Origin of the sequence: Brevibacillus sp. NPDC003359, from assembly GCF_042878995.1 — a bacterium.
Classification (GTDB): domain Bacteria; phylum Bacillota; class Bacilli; order Brevibacillales; family Brevibacillaceae; genus Brevibacillus.
The window spans coordinates 813,675-839,467 of sequence record NZ_JBIAOR010000001.1; the positions used below are offsets into that span (position 1 = coordinate 813,675).

Genomic DNA, 25,793 nt, shown 5'->3' on the forward strand with positions numbered 1-25,793 from the left:
TCAAAAAAATTTTGTCACAAATCCCGGGGGGCGATCCGTCAGCTTAGTAAGGAGCCAAAATCGGTTCCAATCAAAATTAGAGGAGTGTTTCACATGCAATCAAGAATGGATAGTCCTGCTATGATCGTACCCGATGCGACTCAAGCCTTACAAGCTCTGGGCAAAGCCCTATTTACATCTGCAGAGAAAACAGGTATTCCGAGTCGTACGCTTTTTCTTGCGTATCTTCGGGCAAGCCAAATTAATGGAGACAGTGTATGCGTCGAACTTCATTCGCGTAATGCCTTGGCCGCAGGTGAATCTACAGAGCGTCTAGTGGCTGTGTCGGCATGGCGTGAAACGCAATACTTCACTGATGCCGAACGTGCTGCCATTGCGCTCAGTGAAGCTGTTACTCGAATCAACGACCGAGTAGACCCAGTGTCGGATGAAATCTTTAACGAGGCAGCCCGACACTACGATGGTCTGGCACTGGCGACCCTGATCGCCGGGATCGCCACGGCCAACCTCTGGAATCGACTTAACGTCTCTACCAAACAGATCGTAACAGTTTCTGCGAGCAAGTAATTGTAACAAATATTGCGGTCATTTATGGGGGGGATTAGAGGCAGAGTTTCTCCCCTCAAAATATTATCCCTTATCAAAAAAGTGAAAGTGGGTATTACCATTATGGCAACCGTATTATATATTACAGCAAATCCACACGATCATGAAAAATCATACAGCATGTTAGTAGGTAAAGAGTTTGTACAGACTTATCAATCTGCAAATCCGAATGATGAAGTTATCCATCTTGATCTGTATAGAATGGATATACCGCAACTTGATAGTGATGTTTTTAACGGTTGGGGAAAACTGAAAGCTGGTATTGCATTTGAACAGTTGACCGAAGCGGAGATTATGAAGCTAAGCCGTATTAATGAGTTGGTTGACCAATTTGTTGCCGCTGATAAATATGTATTTGCTACGCCGATTTGGAATTATTCGTATCCACCCGTCATGAAGTCATACATTGACGCCATTTGCATAGCAGGTAAGACTTTCAAATATGTACCGGATATCGGACGAGTTGGCTTGCTGAGTGATAAAAAAGCCGTTCATATTCAAGCTAGCGGAAGTTTCTTGTCACCAGGCTCAGATGATGCAGACTTAGAAATGAGTCACCGCCACCTGAAGGTCATTATGGAATTCGTTGGAGTTCCTACCTTTGAGGGGATATTTGTTGAGGGAATGGCCGCGAAACCCGAGCAAGAGCCTGCGCTAAAAGAAAAGGCGATTCAACAAGCGCGCGAGGTTGCCATAAGATTCTAATATGAACTTCGTCATGACCAAGTACGAATTGAAGAATCAACAGGAGTCGTGGTAGAATTTGTCACGAGATCGTCTCTCTCTTGAATAGGTTTGGTAGTACAAACGATTCTTTGGAGTAGACGATTTTTTTCTGCCATGTCTCGTTCAATCCCCAGGCGTGCTTTGTCAAAAACGAATTGTATTGGAGCTGAGATAAACCATGAAAACGGAGATCATAAATAGATTCATCTCTTACGCACAAATTGACACACAGTCGGATGAGAGCAGCAAGACTTGCCCCTCAACACCAGGGCAGCGAGTGTTGGCCCAAATGCTCGTAGACGAGCTGAAAGCCATAGGTATGCAGGAAGTGACGATGGATTCGAACGGCTATGTAATGGCAACCCTTCCTGCCAATACAGACAAAGAGATTCCAACAATCGGTTTTCTTGCTCATATGGACACAGCCACCGATTTTACCGGCGCTGACGTGAAGCCGCAAATCATAGAAAATTATAACGGACAAGACATAGTCTTGAATGAAGCACTGAATATTGTCCTTTCGCCGCGCGATTTTTCAGAGCTGACTGGCTACAAAGGGCACACGTTAATAACAACAGACGGTACCACATTACTTGGCGCTGACGATAAAGCCGGTATTGCCGAAATCATGACCGCTATGGCTTATCTGATTCGACATCCAGAACTGAAACACGGGAGAGTAAGAGTGGCTTTCACCCCGGATGAAGAAATCGGCAGAGGCCCAGAAAAGTTTGATGTGTCCGCATTCGACGCAGTATATGCCTATACGATGGATGGCGGCCCTCTTGGCGGGATCGAGTATGAGAGCTTTAATGCTGCATCAGCCATCATTACTTGCAAAGGGAAGAACGTTCACCCCGGCACGGCTAAAGGTAAAATGATCAATGCTGCCAAAATAGCCATGGAGCTGCATGGAAGGCTGCCGGCAGATGAAACTCCTGAGAAGACGGAAGGCTACGAAGGCTTCTATCATTTGACTTCCATTCAAGGCGACGTCGAGCAAGCACGGCTTCATTATTTGATCCGGGATCACGATCGTAATCGGTTTATGGAGAGAAAGTCCGAGTTGGCTCGTATTGTAGAAGAATTACAGAAAAAGTACGGAGATCAGCGAATTGAGCTCGAAATCAAAGACGAATACTTCAACATGCGGGAAAAGATTGAGCCTGTAATGGAAGTAGTGGACGTCGCTAGACAAGCACTAGAAAACCTCGGAATCGTGCCAATTATCCAGCCGATTCGCGGTGGTACAGATGGCTCCCAGCTATCCTACATGGGGTTACCAACACCGAATCTATTCACAGGCGGGGAAAATTACCACGGGCGTTTCGAGTATGTTTCAGTCGACAACATGCTCAAGGCTGCGAACACCATCATTGAAATCGTTAAACTGTATCATCAGGGGAGAAAGAAATGAATATCACCGTCGTAGATTATGATCCAAATTGGAAAAACAAGTATCTACTTCATGCTTTCCAGTATGATCATATTCAAGAAATTGATAGACACCTCTCGTTCAGAGATTACCTTCGCCAACATCCAGAAATACGTTAAGAATACGGAGAATTAAAGAGTAAGTTAGCTGACAAATATCCAACTGACATTGATGGCTATAGTGACGGTAAAAATGATTTTGTCAAAAAATATAGAAAGAGAAGCTCTCCAATGGCATTGAGCTAATCGCTGAATGAAATGGGGAACTGCCGTAGGAAACAAAATAGGAGAGGGCGGATGTCTATTCGAGACAATTCGCCCTTTTTAACGTTGGTGCTACCTTAGTCAATTCAATCTTTTTACCATATAACTCCATTTCTTCTCGTTAAATAAAATATGTGACAGAAAACTTCTTTCTCGCAATTGAGTATGGAACGACAACCGCTGGTAAAGTTGCTCTGCCCGTGGATTGTTGCCTGAGACGTACAAGCTTAATTTATCTAGGCTTGGCTGTGTTTGCACGAAATTCTGCGCCCACTGCAATAGCAGGTTTCCAATTCCCTTGCCTTGATGATTCGGATGGACAACAACGTCTGTAATATAACATTCTCCAGCATGTGGTTTATGGTCTAATAAAGATAACCCAATGAACATTTTCAGGAGGTTCCATTTTCCAAAACGATGAAAGTTTTTCCACGATGGAAGCTTTTGATTACTCTCAGCTTCCGACTTCCACTTGATGGATATCGAGCCAATAACTTCTCCATCTTGCAGAGCGACCATTCGCTGACTAGCTGGATCAGCAGGAGAATAGTGAAACATCTTTTCGAAAAAAAGGGCAAGATCGCCATCATTCAAATTCGTAAGGGTTTGGAATTTACCACGAAATCCGTGAACAAGAAGTTGACCAGTCTGTTGGTTGTACATGGAATGCATAGGTTCTATCGTTATTGGTGTTACAGTCATGTTCAATTGCCCCTTTCAGAATTGGTATGCAGTTCGATCAAAGCTTGCAGTTCATAGTGCAGCTGGCTTTGACTAAATAGGGATAAGTAAGATCTTTCAATGAGGATCAAGGGTCCCTGTATGACATGCGACTGTGTAGCAGCATAGGCGTAAAACTCTTCAATCACTTGTTCAAGCTGCTCATTTTCATGAACCAGTCTCTGGATAGAAAGGTACTTGCCGCTGGGCAATGAAAAATCGCCAGGCGCTTGTGTTTCCGTATATAAGGTAATGGTATTGGAACCATCCTCTATAAAATGGATGTCCGATTCAAACAAGTTGGAAACGTACTTGGCCTGTTCAGCCAACAGTTTAGCGTTCAGCACGGTTGGTGAATCCATCTCCATCCACCGTGCCAAATAAGTAGTTTCGCGCCACTTTATTTGGTAGTGGTTGGCGTGCATAATAAAATTCTTTTGTTCATGCAAAACCCTTTGTATGAAATGCTGAAGTTCTTGAAGGCGAAGCATCTCTGCATTTATTTCTAACAAAGAACGATTGAGTAGCTGCCCGTATTGATCAGCAGAATAGGAAGTCATGCATTCTTTAATAGACTGGACAGGCACCCCCAATTTGCGAAGCAATAGAATATGTGCGAGCTGGTAAACTTGATCCATGCTGTACATTCGATACTGATTGTTATCGAAGTAAGCAGGTAGAAGAACTCCTTTCTCTTCAAAATAACGAATTTGATGCACAGACACGTTCATCAGCTTGGCTAATTCGCTAATAGTGATATCACTCTTCATAAACGTTACTCCTATGGATGTAGTGGAATAGCTCAACCATACACCTTAGGTCAGACCTAAGGTCAAGTGGTTCGTTCAAAGAAAAGCTCTTTTGTAGGTGCTGCTGATGATAACATTGATCGAAAGTTACAGAGCTGAATCTTCACCTATTGACACACCACCTATTACGAAGATATTATGGATACAATAACTCTACAATATTTAACAAAAAAACCAAAGCTTGTTCTGCATCCAGGCTATTTTTTAAACCTTTATTAAAGATATAACGAGTCTTTTTTATCTACGTTTTTCAAACAAGGGAGGCCGGTGAGTATGGGCAATATTTGGAATGAGCGTTTTAACTCGGCAGAATATTATTACGGGGAAGAACCGAACGTATTTATTCAGCAACAAGCCTTTCGATTAGATTCATGTCAAAAAGTGATTGCTTTCGCAGAAGGGGAAGGCCGAAATGCTGTTTTCTTAGCAAAAAGGAATCATGAAGTGACAGCCATTGACTATGCGGAGAGCGGTTTGGAAAAAACGAAAAAACTGGCTCGGAAGCATGGCGTTGATGTACATACCAAAAAAATTGACCTTTTGGTAGAGGAAGTGGCAAGTGAGGAATATGATGCCGCCATTATGGTATTTGGACATTTTTATAAAGGTGCTCAGATCACAGTTCTAAATAAAATGAAAAAGGCGATAAAGCCTGAAGGAATACTCATGCTTGAGGTATTCTCCGAGGAACAATTAAAGTATGGGACGGGCGGTCCTCCAGAACTTGAAATGCTATATGATCCAAAAGATATTCTTGCTTGGTGCAAAGGTCATGAAGTGATCCATTTCTTCTACGGGGAACAAGAGCGTGAAGCCGGAAAGGCGCACAATGGATTAGCCCATGTCATTCAGCTTGTATTAAGAAAACGTTTTTGTTGTTGACCTTGATACGATTTCAAGCTGTAGAATGTGTTTAGCATCCAAATAGGGAATAAGTATACAGTATGAGGACGTGAACATAATGACAAATCAAGTAAGAAATGAGCCTGTATTTTCACAAACGATCACGGACTTTTGGCGAGAGCAATTTTTGAATGGTGACGTCCTCTATAGCGATGAATCTTTTACGGTTGCCATCAACCCTGAACTTGACGAAGATAGTCGGGTCATGGTGCTAGAAACCTGCGACGGACGTGTGATGGCGGTCTTGACGCCTGAGCTGGCCGATAAGATAGGCCTCTCGCAACAACAAAACTTGTCTGAGTCGACCTTTCGCCAGAAACTGAGTGAAGCGGGAGTTACTCTGCATGGCGCAGATTATCTTTTTTATTTTTCAAAAGCCGATAAGAACTTATTGCTGCAAGAAAACCTCGAAGGTAACTTGCGCAGATTAACCGAGCAAGATGAAGCAGTTTTCTCCGCGTTCACGTCCTCCGCCTCAGAACAAGACTTGGATGACGCTTATGTGGAATTGGATCACTGGGCGGTATTCGGCTCTTTTGAGCAAAAACGCCTAGTCAGCGCTGCCAGTATGTATCCATGGGAGAAGGATACGCAAATTGCAGATCTCGGAGTACTGACGCTGACGTCCTTTAGAGGAAAAGGTCACGCCCGCAAAGTGGTGCGTTCCATCTGCAAATACGCCTATGGTCAGGGATACGAACCGCAGTACCGATGCCAACTCGATAACCATGCGTCTACAACTTTGGCGAAAGTAGCGGGTTTTACACTGTTTGGAAAATGGGAAGTGATTTCTCTTGACTACAATGACTAAGAGTCTCATGTACTGTCTCATATTGCTCAAATCATTCTTTTGAGCAGATGGTAGGAGGAAATTATCATGATTCCAAAGCAGGGTTCTTTCGCGGTATATGATGAGGAAGGAGAATACCCTCTCAACTATCATCAGCCTATTTGCCGGCGCGCAAGGCTACTTAAAAAGCCCACACATTCCGTTACAGGGAACATAGTGGGCTTTTTGTGCTATTTATCAAATGGAAGTTCAGACATTGATAGGCGGAGAATTCCTGTTTTCCATTCGAACAAAGGAGTTCGACCGCAATGTGTAACCGCTAGGAAAAGTGGTGAACGAGCTGGTGATAAGATCATAATCTACACGGCCCCTGCATACGTTAGAATCAGCATAAAATTGAAAATGAAAGAGTTCATATATTTTATCGTGTTCTTACGATTCCCTCGTTATTAGCTTTAGATCATGGTCGTCGTTACGTTATCACATACAATGGGAAGAGCAAAAAGATGTTGATTTCTCTTATCAACTGCTATATAAATTAATTAGAAGTATTATTATTTAATACTTAATTTAAACGGCGGGAGAGGTACAAATGGACTCTATGGCAACAGCTAACACTGGAAAGTGCCCGTTTTCGCATGGTAGCACTACTAGTCACAATCCAAGTGCTACGTCAAATAAACACTGGTGGCCCAACCAGTTGAACTTGAACATCCTGCATCAACATGACAGAAAATCTAACCCTATGGGCGAAGACTTTAATTATGCAGAAGAGTTCAATAAGTTGGACTACCAGGCTCTTAAGCAGGATCTTTATGATCTAATGACAAACAGCCAAGATTGGTGGCCTGCCGACTACGGACATTACGGTCCATTATTTATCCGTATGGCTTGGCATTCCGCTGGTACATATCGTACAGGAGACGGCCGCGGTGGCGCTGGAACCGGCACACAGCGTTTTGCTCCACTTAACAGCTGGCCAGACAATGCCAACCTTGATAAAGCTCGTCGACTGCTATGGCCGATTAAGCAAAAATATGGCAACAAGATCTCTTGGGCAGACTTACTCATTTTAGCAGGTAATGCTGCTATTGAATCCATGGGCGGGAAGACAATCGGTTTTGGAGGCGGACGCGCGGACGTTTGGCATCCAGAAGAAGATATTTACTGGGGTGCTGAAAAGGAATGGTTAGGGGATAAGCGTTACACTGGTAATCGTGAGCTCGAGAATCCGCTTGCTGCTGTTCAGATGGGTCTGATTTATGTGAACCCGGAAGGTCCGAATGGGAATCCAGATCCGCTAGCAAGCGCTCGCGACATTCGCGAAACCTTTAAACGTATGGGAATGAATGATGAAGAAACCGTTGCACTCGTGGCAGGTGGCCATACGTTTGGTAAGGCACACGGTGCAGGAGATGCTGCTCATGTTGGCCCAGAGCCGGAAGCTGCTCCTATGGAAGCAATGGGCTTAGGATGGCAGAGCACACACGGCTCTGGTAAAGGTCGCGACTCCATCAGCAGCGGTATTGAAGGTGCTTGGACGGCGAATCCAACACAATGGGACAACGGTTTCTTTGAACTATTGTTTGGATATGAATGGGAGCTTACCAAGAGCCCAGCAGGCGCACACCAGTGGGTTGCAATAAATCCTGCTTATGAACATCTTGCACCAGATGCAGAAGATGCATCCGTTCGTGTTCCAACCATGATGACCACTGCGGATATGGCATTGCGTATGGATCCAGCATACGAAAAGATTTCTCGTCGTTACTATGAGAATCCAGACGAGTTTGCAGATGCATTTGCAACTGCATGGTTCAAACTTACTCATCGCGACATGGGGCCTCGCTCAAGATATCTAGGCCCAGAAGTTCCAGCAGAAGATTTTATCTGGCAAGATCCTATACCCGCTGCTGATTATGAATTAACAGATGTAGATGTAGCAGAACTGAAAACACGGATCTTAGACTCGGGCCTTACCATCAGCGAGCTGGTAACAACGGCTTGGGCTTCCGCTTGTACCTTCCGTGGCTCAGATATGCGTGGCGGCGCTAATGGTTCTCGCATCCGTCTTGCCCCACAGAACGAGTGGGAAGTCAATGAGCCCAAACAACTCGAAAAAGTGCTGACGATCCTCGGAGTCATTCAAGAGGACTTTGGTAAGAAAGTCACCATGGCCGATTTGATAGTACTAGGCGGTAGTGCCGCAGTAGAAAAAGCTGCACAAGAAGCTGGCTTTGATGCAACGGTTCCTTTTACTCCTGGACGTGGCGATGCAACCCAAGAGCAGACAGATGCAGAAAACTTTGACGTACTTGAGCCGATCGCTGATGGTTTCCGGAACTATCAGAAGAAGCAGTATCGTGTAAGTCCTGCAGAGCTCCTGGTAGACAAGGCACAGCTACTAAACCTTACTGCACCAGAAATGACTGCACTTGTTGGTGGTATGCGTGTGATAGGTACAAACCACGGTGGCACACAACACGGTGTTTTCACGGATCGAGTTGGCGCACTCACGAATGACTTCTTTGTTAACCTGCTCGACATGGGAATACAGTGGAAGCCTGTAGACGGAGTCGTTTTTGAAGGACGTGATCGCAAAACAGGTGAAGTGGTGCGTACAGCGACTGTTGTTGACCTCGTGTTCGGTTCAAACTCTGTTTTGCGTGCCATTGCAGAAGTTTATGCCCAAGACGATAACAAAGAAAAGTTTGTGCGTGACTTCATAGCCGCATGGGTGAAGGTAATGAATGCCGATCGTTTCGACCTCCACTGATAGCATAATCTGAAAATGTAAAGCAAAGAACCGTATCGTTGTTAAATACGGTTCTTTTGCTTTCCTATAGTAATTCCTTGAGATGATTTCTTTATTACGAGAGACAAGCCATGTTTTATTGGAGTTTTTTCAATGAGATATGGTTTTTTCTGTTTTAAAAAACGTTAAGCTTAAAAATATAAAAAAAACTCTAAAAATTTTAAAAATACCCTTTACTGGTAAATATTTCTATCCTATTATTGTAAGCGTAACCAAACACTTACAAACGCGCGTGAAGTTCTGGCTACGAACAAAAAAATAGAGGAGGAACAAAAAATGCAAAAAGATCTATTTGATTTGGATGTTCAAGTAAAAGAGGTAAATCAAGTTCAATCAGATTCAGTAGTGAGTGACCTCATTTGCACTACATTCTGTTCAGTTACTTGGTGCCAAAGCAGCTGCTGCTAATTTAGGTTGACGCTGGAGGAGCATCGCGATAAGCGATGTTCTTCCTTTATAGTCTCACTTCATGCATGGGAAAGAGGGGTATGAATGGCCAAGCAAATTTTAGAGAGGGAGCTGACTACTCGCTACCGTGAGAACAAGAAGGATGAAAACCTCTATGCCTCAGCAGACTTTTTTATGCTACGGGTACCACTGTATCCAATAGAAATCTTCTATGAATTAAATAAAACCAGTGATTATCTGGCTGCTATAAAGGAATATGCGAGGGACGAAAAGGTACGAGAAGCTATTCTTATTTCTAGTCCATCTCTGTACGAAGCATTGCCGAATCTAGAAGGCGATCCTACTTCTCGAAAGACCAAGCAGGCACTATCTAGTTTTGTTCGTTTTCTGTTGAGGATGAGTACCCGTGCTACTCCATATGGCTTATTCGCTGGTGTTGCTCTGGGCTCATTCACTGACAAGACAACCGTCTCGTTGAAAGACTCATATTTTCATCAAAAACGTACACGTCCAGATATGGAATGGTTGCTTGCAATCATTCAGAGAGTAGAGCAACGACTTGATGTAGTAAAACAGTTGAAAGTACAACGAAATCACGCTTCGGTGCAGCTCGGCGGGCGAATGGAGCTTACTTTTGCCACTGAATACGGTCAAATGAAACGGTTAGATGGTAAACAAAAAGAGAGAATTTCAATCCGTGCTACAGAAGTTGTGCACGCCGTGTTTGATCTGGCAAAACAGCCGATCCGATTTGAACAATTAATTGCTAGGTTGATGGAAAAGTACCCTGAGGCGGGGGAACAGAAAGTAACCGGACTACTATGGCAATTATTTTCTCAAGAGTTTTTGATTAGCGAATTACGTCCACCACTCACAGTAGCCACTCCATTTGATTATGTGATGGAGCGCCTTGCGTTACTTGATGGTGTACAGGATATATATTCGGAATTAGCTGCTATTCAAGCAAAAATGAACCAATACGATGGACTTCCTATAGGAACGGGTATACAAGACTTTCAAGAATTGATTACGCAGATGAAGACTCTTGAAGCTAGCATTATGCCCGTACAAGTAGACCTCCATGTAGGTAATTACCACGTATCTTTGCACAAGGATATAGGTGAAGAAGCAGCAAAAGCGGTGGAATGTCTGTGGCGTTTGTCTTTACCACAGCGAGGAGCAGCCCATTTAAGAAGCTACCATAAGGACTTTTTGGAGAAATACGGAACGTCAAGAGAAGTCCCCGTTTTGGAGCTACTTAGTGATGAGGTTGGTTTAGGAGCTCCAGCAGGATATATGTTTCCACAGAGCAGTCGAAGAGAGCCAGTATCGCCTCTCAAGTATTCTGATAAGCGTGAAGCTAGTTTGATGAGAAAAGTAGTTCAAGCCATCGCAACAAAAACGAGAGAAATAGAAATTACGAATGAGCTTCTCGATCAGCTAGATACAGAACGAGTCGATACAAAATACGCACCAGATTCTTTGGAATTGTACGTAGAGGTAATCGCACCCTCACAGGAAGCAATCGATCAAGGAGACTATCTGCTAGAAGTAGCACCAATGCCTGGTTCAGCTAAGGTGGGTCAATCGTTTGGAAGATTCCTTGATATACTCGGACCAGAAGCGATGAAGAAACATGAACAGATTCATAATCAAGTACAGGGACAGTATGAAGATGTGATCTTTGTTGATGGCAATTATCTTTCAACGGTTGGACGCCATGCCAATATCGTTCTCCATCCATCCCTCAGCGAATATGAACTGGCCATTGGCACGAATTGTTCAGAGAAAGCTCAGCATCCCCTTCAGCTTGAGGATATTGTGGTAGGTGCCACAATAGAGCATTTCTATCTGAAATCCCGTACACATGATAAGAAATTAATTATCTCATCGGATAACATGCTCAATTTCAAGAATGCTCCCAATATTTATCGTTTCTTGCGCGAAGTCTCTATGGAAAATGTACGTCTTTGGAGCCCATTCTCTTGGGGGAATATGGATGGTTCACCGTATTTGCCACGTGTTCGATATGGGAAAACCATCTTATCGCCTGCTATATGGAAGGTGATACCAGACTCTCTGGGGCTGAAGGAAGATCCGAAAGAAGACAAGATCTGGAATGAGGCTTTTGCTACATGGAGAATGGAGTGGGACCTACCACGATATGTATACATGGCTTTCGGTGACAACCGTATTTTGTTAGATTTGGATAATCCGTATCATGTAGAAGAATTGCGTACAGAATTGTTCAAGTCAAAAAACATTCAACTCCGTGAAAAAATCGGGGGTACAGAAGAGTATTGGGTCACTGGACCAGATGGGCATTTTCCCATGGAATGTGTAGTTCCATTACTCAGGAAATCACATATAGAGAAGAAAAAAAATATCCCCACCCATCGAAATGAAAATGTTCTATCGAAGGATCAATACATAAAACTCCCTGGAAGTGATTGGCTGTTTTTAAAACTGTATGGGGGCCACCAGAGACAGGATGAATTTATCGTTGATCAGATCCGTACGTTTGCGGATTCCATGGTTAAAAAAGGAGCGGCAGAAGATTGGTTTTTCATGCGATACATAGACCCGGACCATCATATTCGCCTCCGTTTTCACGGCAAGCCCGAAAAGCTTATGCATGAGATTTTTCCAGAACTTTACCCTTGGATTCAAGAGTGTCAACGAGAAGGATTTATTCAAAGGATGGTCATTGATACGTATGATCGCGAAGTAGAAAGATACGGTGGACCATCGATCATGGCTGATGCGGAGCGGGTATTTGCTAAAGATAGCCAGACGACTGCGAATCTTTTGAGATTATTGCGGTTTCATCAAACGAATCTACCTGACTATGTTTTAGCTACGATTAGTATTATTGACATGATGACTAGATTCGGACTTAGTTTTGAACAGCAACTGGCTTGGATGGAAATGCGTGTGAAAAAGGATGCCCAGAGAGAAGAGTTCCGAAAATGGCGGAAACCATTGCTCACTCTCGCTGATCCGCGGAACGATTGGCAAGGATTGCGCAGTCATCCGAGCGGGGAAGCCATTCGTGAAGCGATGGCCTTGAGAGTGGATGTATTGGAGGATTTCGGAAGGCTTGTAGCAGAGGGTGAACAAAACCATTCGCTGTGGAGTTCACCATCAATGATCATGGGTAGCTTGATCCATTTGCATTGCAATCGCTTATTTGGAGTAAGGAGAGAGATGGAAGATAAAGCGATGGCCTTTGTACGCCATACTTTACACAGCCAGCTTCACTGGAGGGAGAATGCTGGTGACTCCATATAAGGCAAACAGCAATCGATTAGAAACGATTCGAAACGTATTTGCTTCCTTCTCTCATTGGCCAAGTGTTTTTCGTTTACTGTATCAAACAAATCCTCGCTACTTTGTGATTGTTATGATATTGACGATGATAAGTAGCCTGATACCTGTAGGAGTGATTATTGCCACGCAATCATTAATTAATGCGGCAGTAGCCATCTCAGCCGGTGGGGGAATCGTTCCGCTTTTCATCGCGTTTGGTCTTTTCGCGTTTCTAGCTGTGATCCGCGATATTCTCAAACATGTTGACTTGGTCTATAAAACGTTGTATCAAGAACTGCTGTCCAATCATGTAAACCTGTTGATCATGAAAAAAGCTACGCGACTTCCTTATTCCAGTTTTGAGGATGCAGGAATCTATGACCAGCTTCAACGGGCAAAACAAGATTCCACGTTTCGCCCCTATCAGTTATTTCAACAGGTGATAAGTATTATTAGTAATGTGATTGTATTACTATCTGTTTCCGCTATGCTGATCACTTGGAAGTGGTGGCTAGCACTTATTTTGCTCTTGCTACCTATCTGTTCTACTTTCTCTTTTATTCGATTAGGACAAGAGGAATTCATGATTGACCACAACCGCGCTTCTGATCGACGTAAGCAATATTATCTGATGCATTTATTGACCAGCGATTCATCCGTAAAAGAACTAAAAACCTTTCAGCTTGGCCCATTTCTGGTCGATAGATATCGCAAATATTATGAGCGATTTTTTAATCAAGACAAGGCAATGGTGATAAAAAGGACAAAGGTGGCGCTTGGGTTTCAAGCCCTGTCACTCATTGCTGTAGTATCGATGCAGTCGTATGTCGTATGGGAAACGATGTTAGGTACGATTGCAGTTGGTAGCTTAATCGCGTTTATCCAAGCGATTTCTTACACCCAAACAACCTCCACAGATCTCATGCAAACGATCTTTAACATGTATCAAAACAATCTGTACATTAGTCAGCTATTTACATTTTTAGCTGTGCCCGACGAGAAAAGATTAGCAATAGCAGAAAGCGTTCCTTTTGAGAAGAACGCGTCTGGCTTAGAGTTTCGCAATGTCTCGTTCAAATATCAAGGTGTCGATGCCTACGCGTTACGGAATGTAAGCTTCGCCATTCGTCCTGGAGAAACGCTGGCATTAGTAGGAGAGAACGGATCAGGAAAATCGACAATCGTAAAATTAATTACGCAATTGTATCAACCGACAGAAGGCGAAATATTGTTTGATGGCAAGCCGATTTACCATTATGAGGAGAATGAATGGCGCCAAAAAATTAGCGCTTTGTTCCAAGATTTTATTAAATATGAGATGGCAGTCAATGAAAACATTGGCTTTGGAAACTATCTAAAAGCTGATGATGAAGCAGCCATTATCGATGCCAGCAAACGAGCCGGAGCAGATGAAATGATTAAACGTTTTCCGCAACAATTTCATACACAGCTTGGCAAATGGTTTGCGGAGGGGTATCAGATTTCGGGGGGGCAGTGGCAGCGTATTGCCATCTCCCGCGCTTACATGCGTGATGCTGATGTATACATTCTTGACGAGCCAACAGCAGCACTAGATCCTCAAGCAGAGCAAGAAGTATTCACTCGGTTCCGTGAATTGACCCAGAATAAAATGGGATTATTTATTTCCCATCGATTCTCAACTGTTCGATATGCCAACCAGATTCTTGTCCTAAAACAAGGAGAGATCATTGAAGCGGGTACGCATAAGGAACTGCTAGCAAAAGACGGCGTTTATGCATCTCTTTTTCATATGCAGGCTTCTTTTTATCTGGAAGAAACGGATGAATCGACAAGACAGATGGTCGGACAAATGTAAAAGAGAGAGGGAGAGTATGGAGACAAATAAACCGGTGGTAACGACAAAGCATGCATGGAAAGGGATTCAAAATGAAGAGCTAAGAACAAAGGCTTTATCTACTGCACTAAAGGTAGCCGCGCGTTTGAGAGATCCCATTCAGGTAGAAAAAGTCGTGATGAACAAAGAAAACATAAGTGTCGCAGGACCGATTCATCAACATCCTTGGGGGGCTGCTACTCTTTCTCACGGATATCCTGGCACGATACTCTTTTTCGCTGAGTTGGATCGACATTTCCCTGATAAAGGCTGGAATCTTATTGCTCATGATCATCTTCTTGCTCTTCAAGAAAAAATTAAGGCAGTAGGCATTTCAAGTGAGTCCATGTGTGGTGGAGTAGCAGGTATTTGCTTTGCTACGTTGGTAGCTTCACGCAATCGAGAACATTATCAACGTTTTCTTGGACAACTGGATCAATTGCTCGCTAAACGAACAGCGGTCATCCTTGAAGAAGAGTATGTCCTTGATAAAAAAAGAGGGGGAAGTAACCCTCATATCTATGATGCTATTAAAGGTGTAGCAGGCATTGGAAGATACCTACTAGCCAGTAAACAGATTGATGTTCTTCACTCTGCCTTGCAGGATGTTTTGCGATATCTCGTATATCTAAGCCAGCCTAGAGAATATGAAGGTGGTAGAAAAATACCAGGGTGGTACTTGACTCAAGAGATGCAATATTTAGACATTGATAAAGAGATGTATCCGAAAGGCAATTTTAACGTAGGTCTTGCTCATGGGATTCCGGGACCATTAGCCTTATTATCACTTGCTCTGAGAGAAGGAGTAGAAGTACCTGGTCAGAGGGAGGCAATACGCAACATAGCTGAATGGCTCGTGCGCTGGAAGGAAAAGGACGCTTGTGGGATGATGTGGAGAGGTAGAGTGAAATTAGAGGAAGAGCTAGGGGAAGAAGTGCTTTCCCAACAGTCGTTTCGACGTGATGCATGGTGCTATGGCACACCAGGGGTAGCTCGTTCACTCTATCTTGCCGGTGAAGCTTTGCAAGATTCATCTTATTGTAATCTAGCTATTCAAGCCTACGAAGATGTTTTCAAGAGATCAGAAAGCGATTGGAATCTATACGCAGATACGTTTTGTCATGGAAAAGCGGGACTTTTGCAAATGACTCTTAGAATGGCAACGACTACAGATGACGAACGCTATCAACCACATATCGCGTATTTAGCTAAGTGCCTAGTCGATAATTTTAATTCGTCCCTTCCTTTTGGTTATCAAGATATAGAACCAAATGGTGATGGAAAAGTAGGGCTTAATAAGGCAGGTGCACTTGAAGGTGCCGCTGGTATTGGTCTTGCTCTTCTATCTGCAAGCAGTAATCAAGAGCCACTATGGGATCAGCCATTCCTGTTGGCCTAAAAGAGGAGAAATCAAGAGATGATACACGATCCATTACTGAAGGAGAAGAAACTTTTGGTCGGCATATCAGGCTCGATTGCCGTTATAGGAGTGTCTGCTTATCTTAGTATGTTTCGAGCCCTGTTCAAAGAGGTAAAAGTAGTGATGACAGAACAGGCAGCATCGCTCGTCCCGCCGTCTACGATTTTGTTTTTCTGTGACGAGATTTTTATAGATGAAGAGCCTGGTCTTGAGAAAAAAATGAACCATGTTGAGTTAGCACGTTGGGCAGATCTGTTCGTTGTTTTGCCAGCGACAGCGAATGTCATTGGACAAGCTGCTAACGGAATTGCCCCAAACTTGCTAACCTCCACGATTCTAGCGCATGCAAAACCCGTTATGTTTTTTCCAAATATGAATCGCCTCATGTGGACGAAAAATGTGGTTCAGCGAAATGTAAATCAGCTTCGAGAGGACGGTCACATCGTTGTGGATCCAGTAGAAGCTATGGCTTATGAAGTAGCATCTGGTACCAAGCAGCCTAACTTCATCTTGCCACAGGGACCAGCTGTGATGCAGGAAATGAAAAATGTATTACTTGAACGAGAAGAAAGCACAACTCCTTCTGAGTTATGATCCCCTTAAGGTAGACAGAAAAAAGAGCGCAACGTATTCTGTCTTTGACAGGGGGAGATTTCAATGGGGAATATCCAAAAGACGTATGACGTAGCCTTTAAGAAAAAAGCAGTGGATTTTTATATAAAAACGGGTATGGGATACAGAAGATGCGGAAAAGAATTGGAGATTGATCCGACGATGTTACGTCGATGGGTGAATCATTTCCAAAAAGAAGGGATAGCTGGACTGGAAGAAAAACGAGGAAAAGTAAGGGGAATTGGTGTAGGAAGACCCAAAATAAGACCCGAGGATCCTGAAGCAAAAATGAAGAGACTGGAAGCGGAAAATGCCTTGCTAAAAAAGCTTTTAAAGATGTAAAGGGTGGGATGGAATCAGTACCTTACAAAAAGCGGTTTGCACTTATTGAGGAGCTTGCCAAGAGCGGACACAGCGTTCTACTTTTATGTCAGCTAGCTCAAGTTTCCAGAAGTGGCTACTACAAATGGATAATGCGAAGGGAAACGATTACTCCCAAGCAGCTGGAAGACGAACAGATCAAGAGAAGAATTATGGAATGCCATAAAGAAGTGAAGGGGATTTACGGATATCGACGAGTTAAGATATGGCTGGAGAAGAAATCCCCCTTACCGATCAATCACAAACGAATCCAACGTTGCATGAACGAAATGCAGCTGCAAGCAGCTATTCGTAAAAAGAGGCCTTATTATGGTAAAAAAGAGGCGTACGTTGTCTCAGGAAACCTGTTAAACAGAGCATTCCAAGCTTCTCATCCAAATGAGAAATGGGTAACGGACATTACCTATCTCATTTTCAACGGGCAAAGGCTATATTTGTCTGTAATAAAAGACTTATACAATCATGAAATTACTGCGTACCAGATCAGTAGAAATAATGATATCAAATTAGTGATCGATACGCTCAACCAAGCGAAAAAGAAACGAGATGTGAAAGGAATCCTCCTGCATAGCGACCAGGGATTTCAATACACATCCCGTCAGTATAATCATCTTCTTACGAAATACAAAATCATACCCAGTATGTCTCGAAAAGGGAACTGTTGGGACAATGCAAGTATGGAGAACTTCTTCAGTCACTTCAAATCAGAATGTTTTTCACGCTATTCTTTCCGGACAGCCAAGGAAGTAAGGCATGCTGTAAAGGAATACATCCATTTCTATAATCATGAACGCTTTCAACAAAAATTAAACAACCTAAGTCCATATGAATATCGGGCTCAGGTCGCTTAGTGTTGCTCTCTACATACTGTCTACTTGACAGGGGGCAGTGCACTGTATAAGGAGCATTTTAAACGAATGTGTAGCTGTAGAGAGAAAAGACTGCTTCGGCTTCTTGTGCCAGTGAAGCAGTCTTTTTTGTATGTCTCCTCCGCACTCGTTAGGGTAATCGGCATCATTCGTAATGGAATAGGGAGCAAGTGAATCACCTGATGCAATCCTCCAGGTGGTTTTTTCAATCTTGCCTAACTTTTCTATTCGTTTCTATTTTCTTTACCTGAACTTCTTTTCGCTTTATTATGCTACTGTAGCCGTAGTGAGATGAAAGAACCTGACATAATTCTCAAGTCTCTTTATAGAATTTACAACTTGGAGACAACTGAAAGATACTTTTTACATATTACCGCTATATTCTATTACCTGTAACAAGGGTTTCGTGCACAAACCAAAAACAAAAAATCTCAGGAGGCATTACTATGAATAAAAGAAATATTCTCGTTTTTTCAATGGCACTATCAATTGTAGGCGGTGCTACAGCAGCTGTATATGCAAGCGAAAACGCAGTTCATTCTACTAAAAACAAGGTCGTAACGGTGACAAGCAAAGAAGGAAATGGCACAAATCAAACCACCGAAACAAATACAAATCATGTAGTCAAAGTAGCAAATGGAAAGATTAGTAATGAAGAAGCGGTAAAAATTGCAACCAAAGCTCTAAAAGATTACATGGGGCTTGACGCGAAATCTTTTGGTGAGGCACGTGTTAATAGAACGAACGCGCAAGAAGACTTTAAGTTTTTTATGGATTTATATTCAAAAGAAGATGCAGCTGTATTAAAAGAAAACGCCAAAAAAGATACTGCAAATGTTATCGTGGTACAGTTTGTTCGTTCTGAAGACTTAAAACAGTCAATGCCTGCTTCTAATCGCATTGTCATAAATGAAAAAACAGGGGAAATTGTTTCTTTATCTGCTTTCACTAATGAAGATCGCAGCTCAGAGACAACAGTCGATGATGCGAAAGTTAAAGCTGCGGTTATCAACTTTTTTGGTAAACAACAGAAAAATGTTAAGGAAAATACGATGAAGGTTAGTAAGACTGCTAATTCCGGAACCATACGTGTTCTTTGCGATCTGGAAGATGGAAGGGATGTAGAGATGACAATTAGTCTGAAGAATTATTCAGTATCTAGTTATGATATTAATTATGACAGACTAATCCCTCTACCTTCCGAAGAAAAAGATTACCGTGAGAATTTCAGGGAACTGAAAGTGAATTAAAATTGATATAGTAGGACTGGTTAGATGGAGTAAGTGCCCTAAATGGTACTTACTCCATCTAACCGTTACAAAAGGAACGAGGTAAAAACAGAATGATTAACATTTTAGTTGTTGAAGATGATATCGCCGTAGCAAATTTAATCAAATTGAATTTAAATACGGCAAATTATGAGAGTTCAATCGTTTTTAATGGAGAGGAAGCCCTAAGCGTAATTGAAAGAGATCGTTTTGATCTAATACTTTTGGATGTTATGCTTCCAAAGGTTGATGGATTTACTTTATTCGAAAAAATTAAACCTTTAGGAATACCTGTCATTTTTTTAACTGCGAAAAGTTCAGTTGCAGATAAGGTGTATGGATTAAAAGCGGGAGTAGATGACTATATTACGAAACCCTTTGAAGGAATTGAATTGCTGGCTAGGATTGAAAATGTATTAAGGCATTACAATAAAAAAAGCAACATCATAAATTTTAAAGACACAGAAGTATACTTGCAAGAAATGCAGGTGAAAAAGAACGGTGAAATTATTGAGCTTACCTTGAAGGAGTTCGAATTATTGGTGTTTTTAGTACAAAATAAAAACATCGTATTAACGAGGGAAAAAATAATAGAAAAAATTTGGGGATATGACTACATTGGCGAGACTCGGACGATAGACAACCATATACAAAAGCTAAGGAAAAAGTTGGAATGGAAAGATGAAATTAAAACAGTATTTAAGTTGGGATATAGGCTGGAGGAATAAATGAAATTTTGGCAGCGGATATTTTTATGTACATTAATCATATTTGAAATCTTTTTTGTCCCAGCATCCATATACCTTATTAATAGCAGCTTTGAACTAAATCTCAATATGGAGATCCGTTCCGGGATAAGTGAACAGGATCGATTTGCTAACTCTTTAGAATCAAATCTATATCTGCTTAAAGTTCAAAAATCTGCAAACCCGGATGCTGAAGGAGTAGGCAAACAAAACATAGATTCAATGATTAGTACTTACTTGGACAACCTCGGAGAACAGGATGTATATCTGGATGTAATAGATGAAAATAATGAGGTAATTTTCAGTCATTTTAAAAACAACAAGATAACTCTTACTCATCGAGAAGAATTAAACATACCATCAGATAAAGTAAATTACATCATACGGGATTTAGGGGAAAAGACTTACTTATTTATAGCTAAGAATATTTATTTGGAAAATAACCACTACAAGGTTTCTTACGCTAAAGATATTTCGAGTATTTATGAAAATAGAAAAGACTTATTGAGCCTTTTAATAAAGTTAAATGCTCTTATTTCAGCAATTTTGGTCATTGTTACCATAAGCATGAGCATGTTTATAGTAAAACCGATTAATAAACTGATCAAGTCAACACGAATAATTGCAGGCGGGAATTTTAGCGAAAGAGTTAAGGTAAAATCGAATGATGAAATCGGGTTGTTAGCGGAAAATTTCAATTTGATGGCCGCTGATGTAGAAGATAAAGTAAACCAGCTTAAAAAAACTTCAGAAGACAAGCAAAGGTTTATCGATAACCTAGTACATGAACTAAGGACTCCCTTGACTTCGATCATAGGCTATGCGGATTATTTACGAACGAATAAATATGATGAAGAGACCTATATCAACTCATTAAGCTTTATCTATGAAGAAGGCAAGCGGCTAGAAAAACTGACTTTTAAGCTTATGGAGCTCATTGTTTTGCGAAAAGAAGATTTTGAGTTGAAAAAGGGAAAACTTGAGGAACTTATTATGGAAATCAAAAATTCCTTTATTCCAAAGCTGAACATAAAGAATATTGATCTGGAAATATCGACAGAGAATCTTAGTGTTTTAATGGATAAGGATTTGATGAAAATTTTACTTGCAAACCTGATAGACAATGCGATTAAAGCATCGAAGAACAACGAAAAAATACTTCTACGTTCATATAGAGATACGGAGTCAAAAATTATTCTGGAAGTGAAAGATACAGGAATCGGTATTCCTGATGACGACATAACAAAAGTCTTTGAGCCATTTTTTATGTCCGACAAATCGAGATCAAGATCGAATGGAGGAGGACTCGGGCTCGGGCTTTCATTATGTAAGGAGATCGCTAAAATTCATGAAGCTGATATAAGAATAGAAAGTAAGCTCGGTGAAGGAACAATTATTCAATTGGTTTTTAACTATTAGCTGAAGAAAGTTTTGCCGTGCGCGAGCCAATCGCTGATGTTTTCCGGAACTATCAGTAGAAGCAATGTCGTGTAAGTCCCGCAGAGCTCCAGAGGGCTGTCCCAAAAGTCATGACTGTGGGACAGCCTTTCTCCATTCTTACTAAAATGTAAGAAAGAAGGCCAAAATCGTTAGATAAGAGTCATTCAATTGCATGAAAGTCTCGTCTATAATCCAGACATAACTAGTTAGTAAGGGAGCAGGTAAGATGAAAAAAGTAATAGGTTTCTTGTTGGTTATTGTCATCTTTGCAGGGATTGGATTCGGAGTAAAACGATTTGTAGAAGGTCCATCGCAAGGGGTCGATGGTGTTCTTATTATTGGCACAGAAAAGGATGCGAATCAGGTCAAAGAGTTGTATAAAGATAACTCCAAACAAACGATGGACTACAAAATGAAATTGGTTACAACGAAAAAAATGACGAAATTGACTGAGCAAGATCAGAAAGAAACGGGTCAAGAATTTGAAACAAGAGAAATCAAATATTCGGTTGTTACTCGATCCACAGCTGAGCAATTCATCAAAAAGGGGATTCTCAGAGCCAGACAAGATCCAGACAGCTCGTCCATTATTTCAGACCCTGTTACCAGCATAAAAGAATTATCGAATGGTCAAAATCTGTTTTACTCTTCAAGTGATTATGAAATGAAGAATAACCAAATCGATTTGAACGGCCAGATGGTACCTGTAGCGTATGTGAAACATCAGATGTGGATCGGGTATATACCACAAGCTGATCTTGTTATTGTTGACGACCAGACTTACAACCAATTAACAGAAGCAGAGTCTACGCTCTCCTTGATCCAGTTTGAAAATGGCAGCTTCGATTATAAGAAGAAAGATAAGGTAAACCAAGTCTTACAAGAAATCGGGAACGTATATCCCAATAGCAAAGACAAAGTAAACTTCGTAGACGTACAAGATTGAGTTTGAAGGATGAGAGGGTGAGCTGTATGGAAGTTGTACGAATGGAAAACGTAGTAAAAAGTTATGGGGAAGGAAATAACAGGGTAGATGCGCTAAAAGGGATTCACCTTTCGATTCAGCAAGGAGAGTTTGTCTCAATCGTTGGTGTTTCTGGTTCTGGTAAAAGTACACTACTGCATATTTTAGGCGGGTTGGATCGTCCAACTTCAGGACAAGTATTCATTGGGGATCATAATATTTACGATTATTCGGATGATGAACTTTCGATATTTAGAAGAAGAAAAGTCGGGTTTATTTTTCAGTTTTTTAATTTGATCCCTGTATTGGATGTCCAGGAGAATATCGCGTTGCCCATGTTATTGGATGATGAACCGATAGATATGACGTATTTGGATGAATTGATTGAAATCCTGGGTCTCCATGAAAGAAAAGACCACTTGCCTTCCGAATTATCGGGCGGCCAACAGCAACGGGTCTCCATCGGCAGGGCATTAATGAATCGGCCGCACTTGATTTTAGCGGATGAGCCCACAGGTAATCTGGATACGCGAAATACGAAGGAAGTCATGGATTTATTGCGATTGACTGCCAGGAAATACAATCAAACCATTGTCTTGATTACTCACGATCTTGCGATTGCTTCGGCTTCTGACCGGATCATTACGATAGAAGACGGTACGATCATTTCAGATCAACGGCTTGCTGCGAATTAGCTAAAAGATTGGAGGAGAATGATTTTGATCAGCAGTTATAAACAAGTAAGCAGCAAGTATTTAAAGGGGAATATGAAACGAACGATTTTGACTTTGATCGGAATCATACTCTCTGTAGCGTTAATTTCCACAGTCGGCCTATTTATGAAAGGATCGCAGCTCTCGCAAATTGAGAACATCAAGAAGGTAAACGGTTTTTCTTTTCATGTCGGTATTTCTAATTACGATGAAGCATTATTAAACAAGATCAAATATAATCCGCAAATTGTTTCGTTTGGTTTGATGTCTCAGGGCGGCATCGTTCCGGTTGGAGAGGTTTCTGTTCAAAAGAATTTCGCTGATCATCCCGCTATGGAGTTTTTAACCTACAGCCTCGCTAACGGCAAATTACCAGCCAATGAACATGAAGCAGTTGTTGATTCATGGGTGCTTCCATTTATTAATAAAGATCTTCAGATCGGCGACTCATTTGAATTAGATGGTCAAACCTATCGATTGGTTGGTTTACTGGATAATCGCGCGTTCACTCAGAAAAATAAAGTGGGCCGTTTACTAACATATAAACATGATTTTGCTGTTGGAGAGGGTAGGATCTTAGCCGAAATAAACGAGAAAGCGGACTTTAAAGAGGTTTTAGAGGAGATAAAATCACTTACCGAAGACGAGAATCTTGTTATCAATGAAGAATTGATCAGAGTTTTGAAACCGGGATCGAATCAATCGATTTTGGCCGTGCTCGTCATCGTCGTCAGTATTGTTGTGATCGCGACAGTTGTGGTGATTTACAACGCTTTTCAAATCAGCGTCGTAGAGCGGATGAAGCAGTTCGGCTTGCTCCGAAGCATCGGCGCTACGCGAAAGCAAATTAGACAAATCGTGATGAGAGAAGCAGCTGTACTGGCTGTCATCGCGATACCGGTTGGGCTTGTATGTAGCATATTGGCGGTCGCTGCTCTCCAATCCATTTTCTCGATCATTTTAGAAGATGGTGCAGGTGTTTCGTTCTTTCATATCGATTGGCGGATTTTATTCATCAGTTCGCTCATTACGCTGACGGCCGTATTAGCGTCCAGTTATTTCCCGGCTTTTTTTGCGGGCAGAATATCCCCATTGCTGGCCATCAGTAGCAGGCTGTCCATTAAAAAAGAGGCGATCAAAAAACACAAGAATAATGTGTTGAAAAAGCCGTTATCTTTTCCCTTGAGCCTGGCCTTGAAAAATGTCAAAAGGAATATAAATCGTTATACCATTACGATTCTATCGATCATTATATCCAGTGTATTGTTTATTACTTTCTCGTCTTTGATGGATATCACATTTGCATCGAAATATGTGAAAGATTTATCTACGAAATCAGATCTATCCATCTATCTGGAACAGGATCATGATGATTCTTCAGTAGAAAGACGGCAAGTTTTGGAGCTATTGAAGTCGCTTGAAAATGTATCCGGGGTTAAGGAACAGGACTTCAGTTTTGCAATCGATTTGAAGGATAAGACTCAATCTCTTGCAACTGTTGCTGACATCGAGCAGACAGTTGGAACAAAACACTTCATTACCATTGTGAATCACATCGATGAGAATACTGTGAAGAAAGATTCAGAGCTCGTCATAAAAGTGCTGGTATATAGTTTTATTACGGTCATTTCTTTGATTGGCAGTCTCAATATCCTCAATACGATTACGATCAGCGTCATCATCAGAAGAAAAGAACTTGCAGCGTTAAAATCCATAGGCATGTCACAAAGGGATTTGAAAAAAATGATCATCTATGAAGCGCTGATTTACGGTTTTTCAGGAAGTTTGCAAGGGATCTTTTTCGGTTGTATACTTTCTTATATTATCTATTTAGCGGCTTCCGGTGTCTTGCAGGTCGAATGGGCAATCCCCTACGAAGCTTGTCTCATTACGTTTGTTTCCGCTTTGTTCATCAGTTTTTTATCTGTTTTGATACCACTGAGAAAAATCCAAAAAGAGAATATTATCGATGTTATCAGGGAACAATAATAGAATGGGCCTGGCTATTTTATAGTCGGGCTATTCGGATTGAGAGGACAACCTTGAATAAAATATTACTTGTGGAAGATGATGAAGCGCTTGGTCTGGCCATCGAATTCTCATTGAGAAATGAAGGCTATGAGGTGGTCAGAGCCTCTAGTGTAAAAGAAGCGAAACACCAGTTTGATCATCAAAACTTTGATTTGGCGATTCTAGATGTTGGTCTTCCAGATGGAAACGGCTATGATTTATGTCTGCATTTCAAAAAACAAAAGGATTCATCCGTTATTATATTCTTAACTGCCTTGGATGAAGAAGCAAATGTAGTAATGGGCTTGGATATTGGCGGGGACGATTATATAACGAAGCCTTTTCGAGTCAAGGAATTCATGTCCAGAGTGAAAGTGCAATTGCGCAAACGAGGGAGATTGGAAACTTCTTCTATTACCTTAGCATCTGAAAATATAAAAATAGATGCGAATCTAGTCAAGGCTTATAAAAATCACGAAAGCATTCCATTAACCAATCTTGAATACAAGCTTCTGCTGACTTTCATGATGAACGCCCATAAAGTACTAAAAAGAGATGATCTCCTGATGAAAATATCGGAAGGAGAAGATGCTTTTTTTGATGAAAACACGTTATCTGTATACATTAAGCGTTTAAGAGATAAGGTGGAAGATGACCCCAAAAATCCGCAGTTTATCGTCACCCAAAGAGGAATGGGTTATCGGTGGAATAAGGATGTGAGTAAAGAGTAA

General features: G+C 41.6%; 22 protein-coding genes and 1 pseudogene. 21 read left to right on the plus strand and 2 right to left on the minus strand.

The features are described 5' to 3' along the window. The first annotated feature begins 93 nt into the window (after positions 1-93). From ACFYU8_RS03680 to ACFYU8_RS03695, 4 genes and pseudogenes are all read left to right on the plus strand, one after another. Positions 94-567: a carboxymuconolactone decarboxylase family protein gene (locus ACFYU8_RS03680; RefSeq protein WP_390295716.1), complete on the plus strand. Its 474-nt coding sequence runs from the start codon at positions 94-96 to the stop codon at positions 565-567. A 102-nt stretch (positions 568-669) separates the two neighbouring features. After that, positions 670-1,311: an NAD(P)H-dependent oxidoreductase gene (locus ACFYU8_RS03685; protein ID WP_390295713.1), complete on the plus strand. Its 642-nt coding sequence runs from the start codon at positions 670-672 to the stop codon at positions 1,309-1,311. Between the two features lie 199 nt (positions 1,312-1,510). After that, entirely contained in the window at positions 1,511-2,749 is a 1,239-nt protein-coding gene (pepT, locus tag ACFYU8_RS03690) for a peptidase T (RefSeq protein WP_390295710.1), read from the plus strand. 182 nt (positions 2,750-2,931) lie between these two features. Next, positions 2,932-3,012, plus strand: a pseudogene (locus ACFYU8_RS03695) (hypothetical protein); the annotation flags it as partial. 99 nt (positions 3,013-3,111) lie between these two features. Here ACFYU8_RS03695 and ACFYU8_RS03700 read toward each other — a convergent pair. Together ACFYU8_RS03700 and ACFYU8_RS03705 are read right to left on the minus strand one after the other, a co-directional pair. Next, on the minus strand, positions 3,112-3,732 hold the full coding sequence (locus ACFYU8_RS03700) for a GNAT family N-acetyltransferase (RefSeq protein WP_390297296.1): 621 nt from the start codon (positions 3,730-3,732) through the stop codon (positions 3,112-3,114). Positions 3,733-3,734: 2 nt separating this feature from the next. Beyond that, on the minus strand, positions 3,735-4,520 hold the full coding sequence (locus ACFYU8_RS03705; protein WP_390295708.1) for a MerR family transcriptional regulator: 786 nt from the start codon (positions 4,518-4,520) through the stop codon (positions 3,735-3,737). Positions 4,521-4,832: 312 nt separating this feature from the next. On the opposite strand from ACFYU8_RS03705, the gene ACFYU8_RS03710 reads away from it, so the two are divergent. The 17 genes from ACFYU8_RS03710 (at position 4,833) to ACFYU8_RS03790 (ending at position 25,793) form a co-directional block, all read left to right on the plus strand. Beyond that, positions 4,833-5,441, plus strand: coding sequence for a class I SAM-dependent methyltransferase (locus tag ACFYU8_RS03710; RefSeq protein WP_390295706.1), 609 nt, complete (start codon positions 4,833-4,835; stop codon positions 5,439-5,441). A 79-nt stretch (positions 5,442-5,520) separates the two neighbouring features. Next, complete coding sequence (locus ACFYU8_RS03715) at positions 5,521-6,273, plus strand: GNAT family N-acetyltransferase (protein ID WP_390295704.1); 753 nt, start codon at positions 5,521-5,523, stop codon at positions 6,271-6,273. 571 nt (positions 6,274-6,844) lie between these two features. After that, complete coding sequence (katG, locus tag ACFYU8_RS03720; RefSeq protein ID WP_390295702.1) at positions 6,845-9,028, plus strand: catalase/peroxidase HPI; 2,184 nt, start codon at positions 6,845-6,847, stop codon at positions 9,026-9,028. A 315-nt stretch (positions 9,029-9,343) separates the two neighbouring features. Further along, on the plus strand, positions 9,344-9,475 hold the full coding sequence (locus tag ACFYU8_RS03725; RefSeq protein ID WP_390295699.1) for an FDLD family class I lanthipeptide: 132 nt from the start codon (positions 9,344-9,346) through the stop codon (positions 9,473-9,475). Positions 9,476-9,559: 84 nt separating this feature from the next. After that, the gene (locus tag ACFYU8_RS03730) at positions 9,560-12,766 is read left to right on the plus strand and encodes a lantibiotic dehydratase (protein ID WP_390295695.1); all 3,207 of its coding nucleotides are present in this window, start codon (positions 9,560-9,562) and stop codon (positions 12,764-12,766) included. After that, on the plus strand, positions 12,747-14,621 hold the full coding sequence (locus ACFYU8_RS03735; protein WP_391365334.1) for an ABC transporter ATP-binding protein: 1,875 nt from the start codon (positions 12,747-12,749) through the stop codon (positions 14,619-14,621). The genes ACFYU8_RS03730 and ACFYU8_RS03735 overlap by 20 nt, the downstream gene beginning before the upstream one ends. A gap of 16 nt (positions 14,622-14,637) precedes the next feature. Continuing rightward, the gene (locus tag ACFYU8_RS03740; protein ID WP_390295691.1) at positions 14,638-16,038 is read left to right on the plus strand and encodes a lanthionine synthetase C family protein; all 1,401 of its coding nucleotides are present in this window, start codon (positions 14,638-14,640) and stop codon (positions 16,036-16,038) included. Positions 16,039-16,056: 18 nt separating this feature from the next. Then, entirely contained in the window at positions 16,057-16,653 is a 597-nt protein-coding gene (locus tag ACFYU8_RS03745; RefSeq protein ID WP_390295689.1) for a flavoprotein, read from the plus strand. 63 nt (positions 16,654-16,716) lie between these two features. Continuing rightward, positions 16,717-17,013: a transposase gene (locus ACFYU8_RS03750; RefSeq protein ID WP_390295687.1), complete on the plus strand. Its 297-nt coding sequence runs from the start codon at positions 16,717-16,719 to the stop codon at positions 17,011-17,013. An 8-nt stretch (positions 17,014-17,021) separates the two neighbouring features. Continuing rightward, on the plus strand, positions 17,022-17,903 hold the full coding sequence (locus tag ACFYU8_RS03755) for an IS3 family transposase (RefSeq protein WP_390295685.1): 882 nt from the start codon (positions 17,022-17,024) through the stop codon (positions 17,901-17,903). Between the two features lie 464 nt (positions 17,904-18,367). Then, positions 18,368-19,171 (plus strand): hypothetical protein, encoded by an 804-nt coding sequence (locus ACFYU8_RS03760; RefSeq protein ID WP_390295683.1) that lies wholly within the window; start codon positions 18,368-18,370, stop codon positions 19,169-19,171. Positions 19,172-19,263: 92 nt separating this feature from the next. Then, positions 19,264-19,917, plus strand: coding sequence for a response regulator transcription factor (locus ACFYU8_RS03765; protein WP_390295681.1), 654 nt, complete (start codon positions 19,264-19,266; stop codon positions 19,915-19,917). After that, positions 19,918-21,354 (plus strand): sensor histidine kinase, encoded by a 1,437-nt coding sequence (locus tag ACFYU8_RS03770; RefSeq protein WP_390295679.1) that lies wholly within the window; start codon positions 19,918-19,920, stop codon positions 21,352-21,354. Positions 21,355-21,601: 247 nt separating this feature from the next. Beyond that, positions 21,602-22,321, plus strand: coding sequence for a lipoprotein BA_5634 family protein (locus tag ACFYU8_RS03775; RefSeq protein WP_390295677.1), 720 nt, complete (start codon positions 21,602-21,604; stop codon positions 22,319-22,321). Positions 22,322-22,347: 26 nt separating this feature from the next. Beyond that, the gene (locus ACFYU8_RS03780; protein ID WP_390295674.1) at positions 22,348-23,034 is read left to right on the plus strand and encodes an ABC transporter ATP-binding protein; all 687 of its coding nucleotides are present in this window, start codon (positions 22,348-22,350) and stop codon (positions 23,032-23,034) included. Positions 23,035-23,058: 24 nt separating this feature from the next. After that, positions 23,059-25,041, plus strand: coding sequence for an ABC transporter permease (locus tag ACFYU8_RS03785; RefSeq protein WP_390295672.1), 1,983 nt, complete (start codon positions 23,059-23,061; stop codon positions 25,039-25,041). 53 nt (positions 25,042-25,094) lie between these two features. Further along, positions 25,095-25,793, plus strand: a complete 699-nt coding sequence (locus ACFYU8_RS03790; RefSeq protein ID WP_390295670.1) for a response regulator transcription factor — start codon at positions 25,095-25,097, stop codon at positions 25,791-25,793.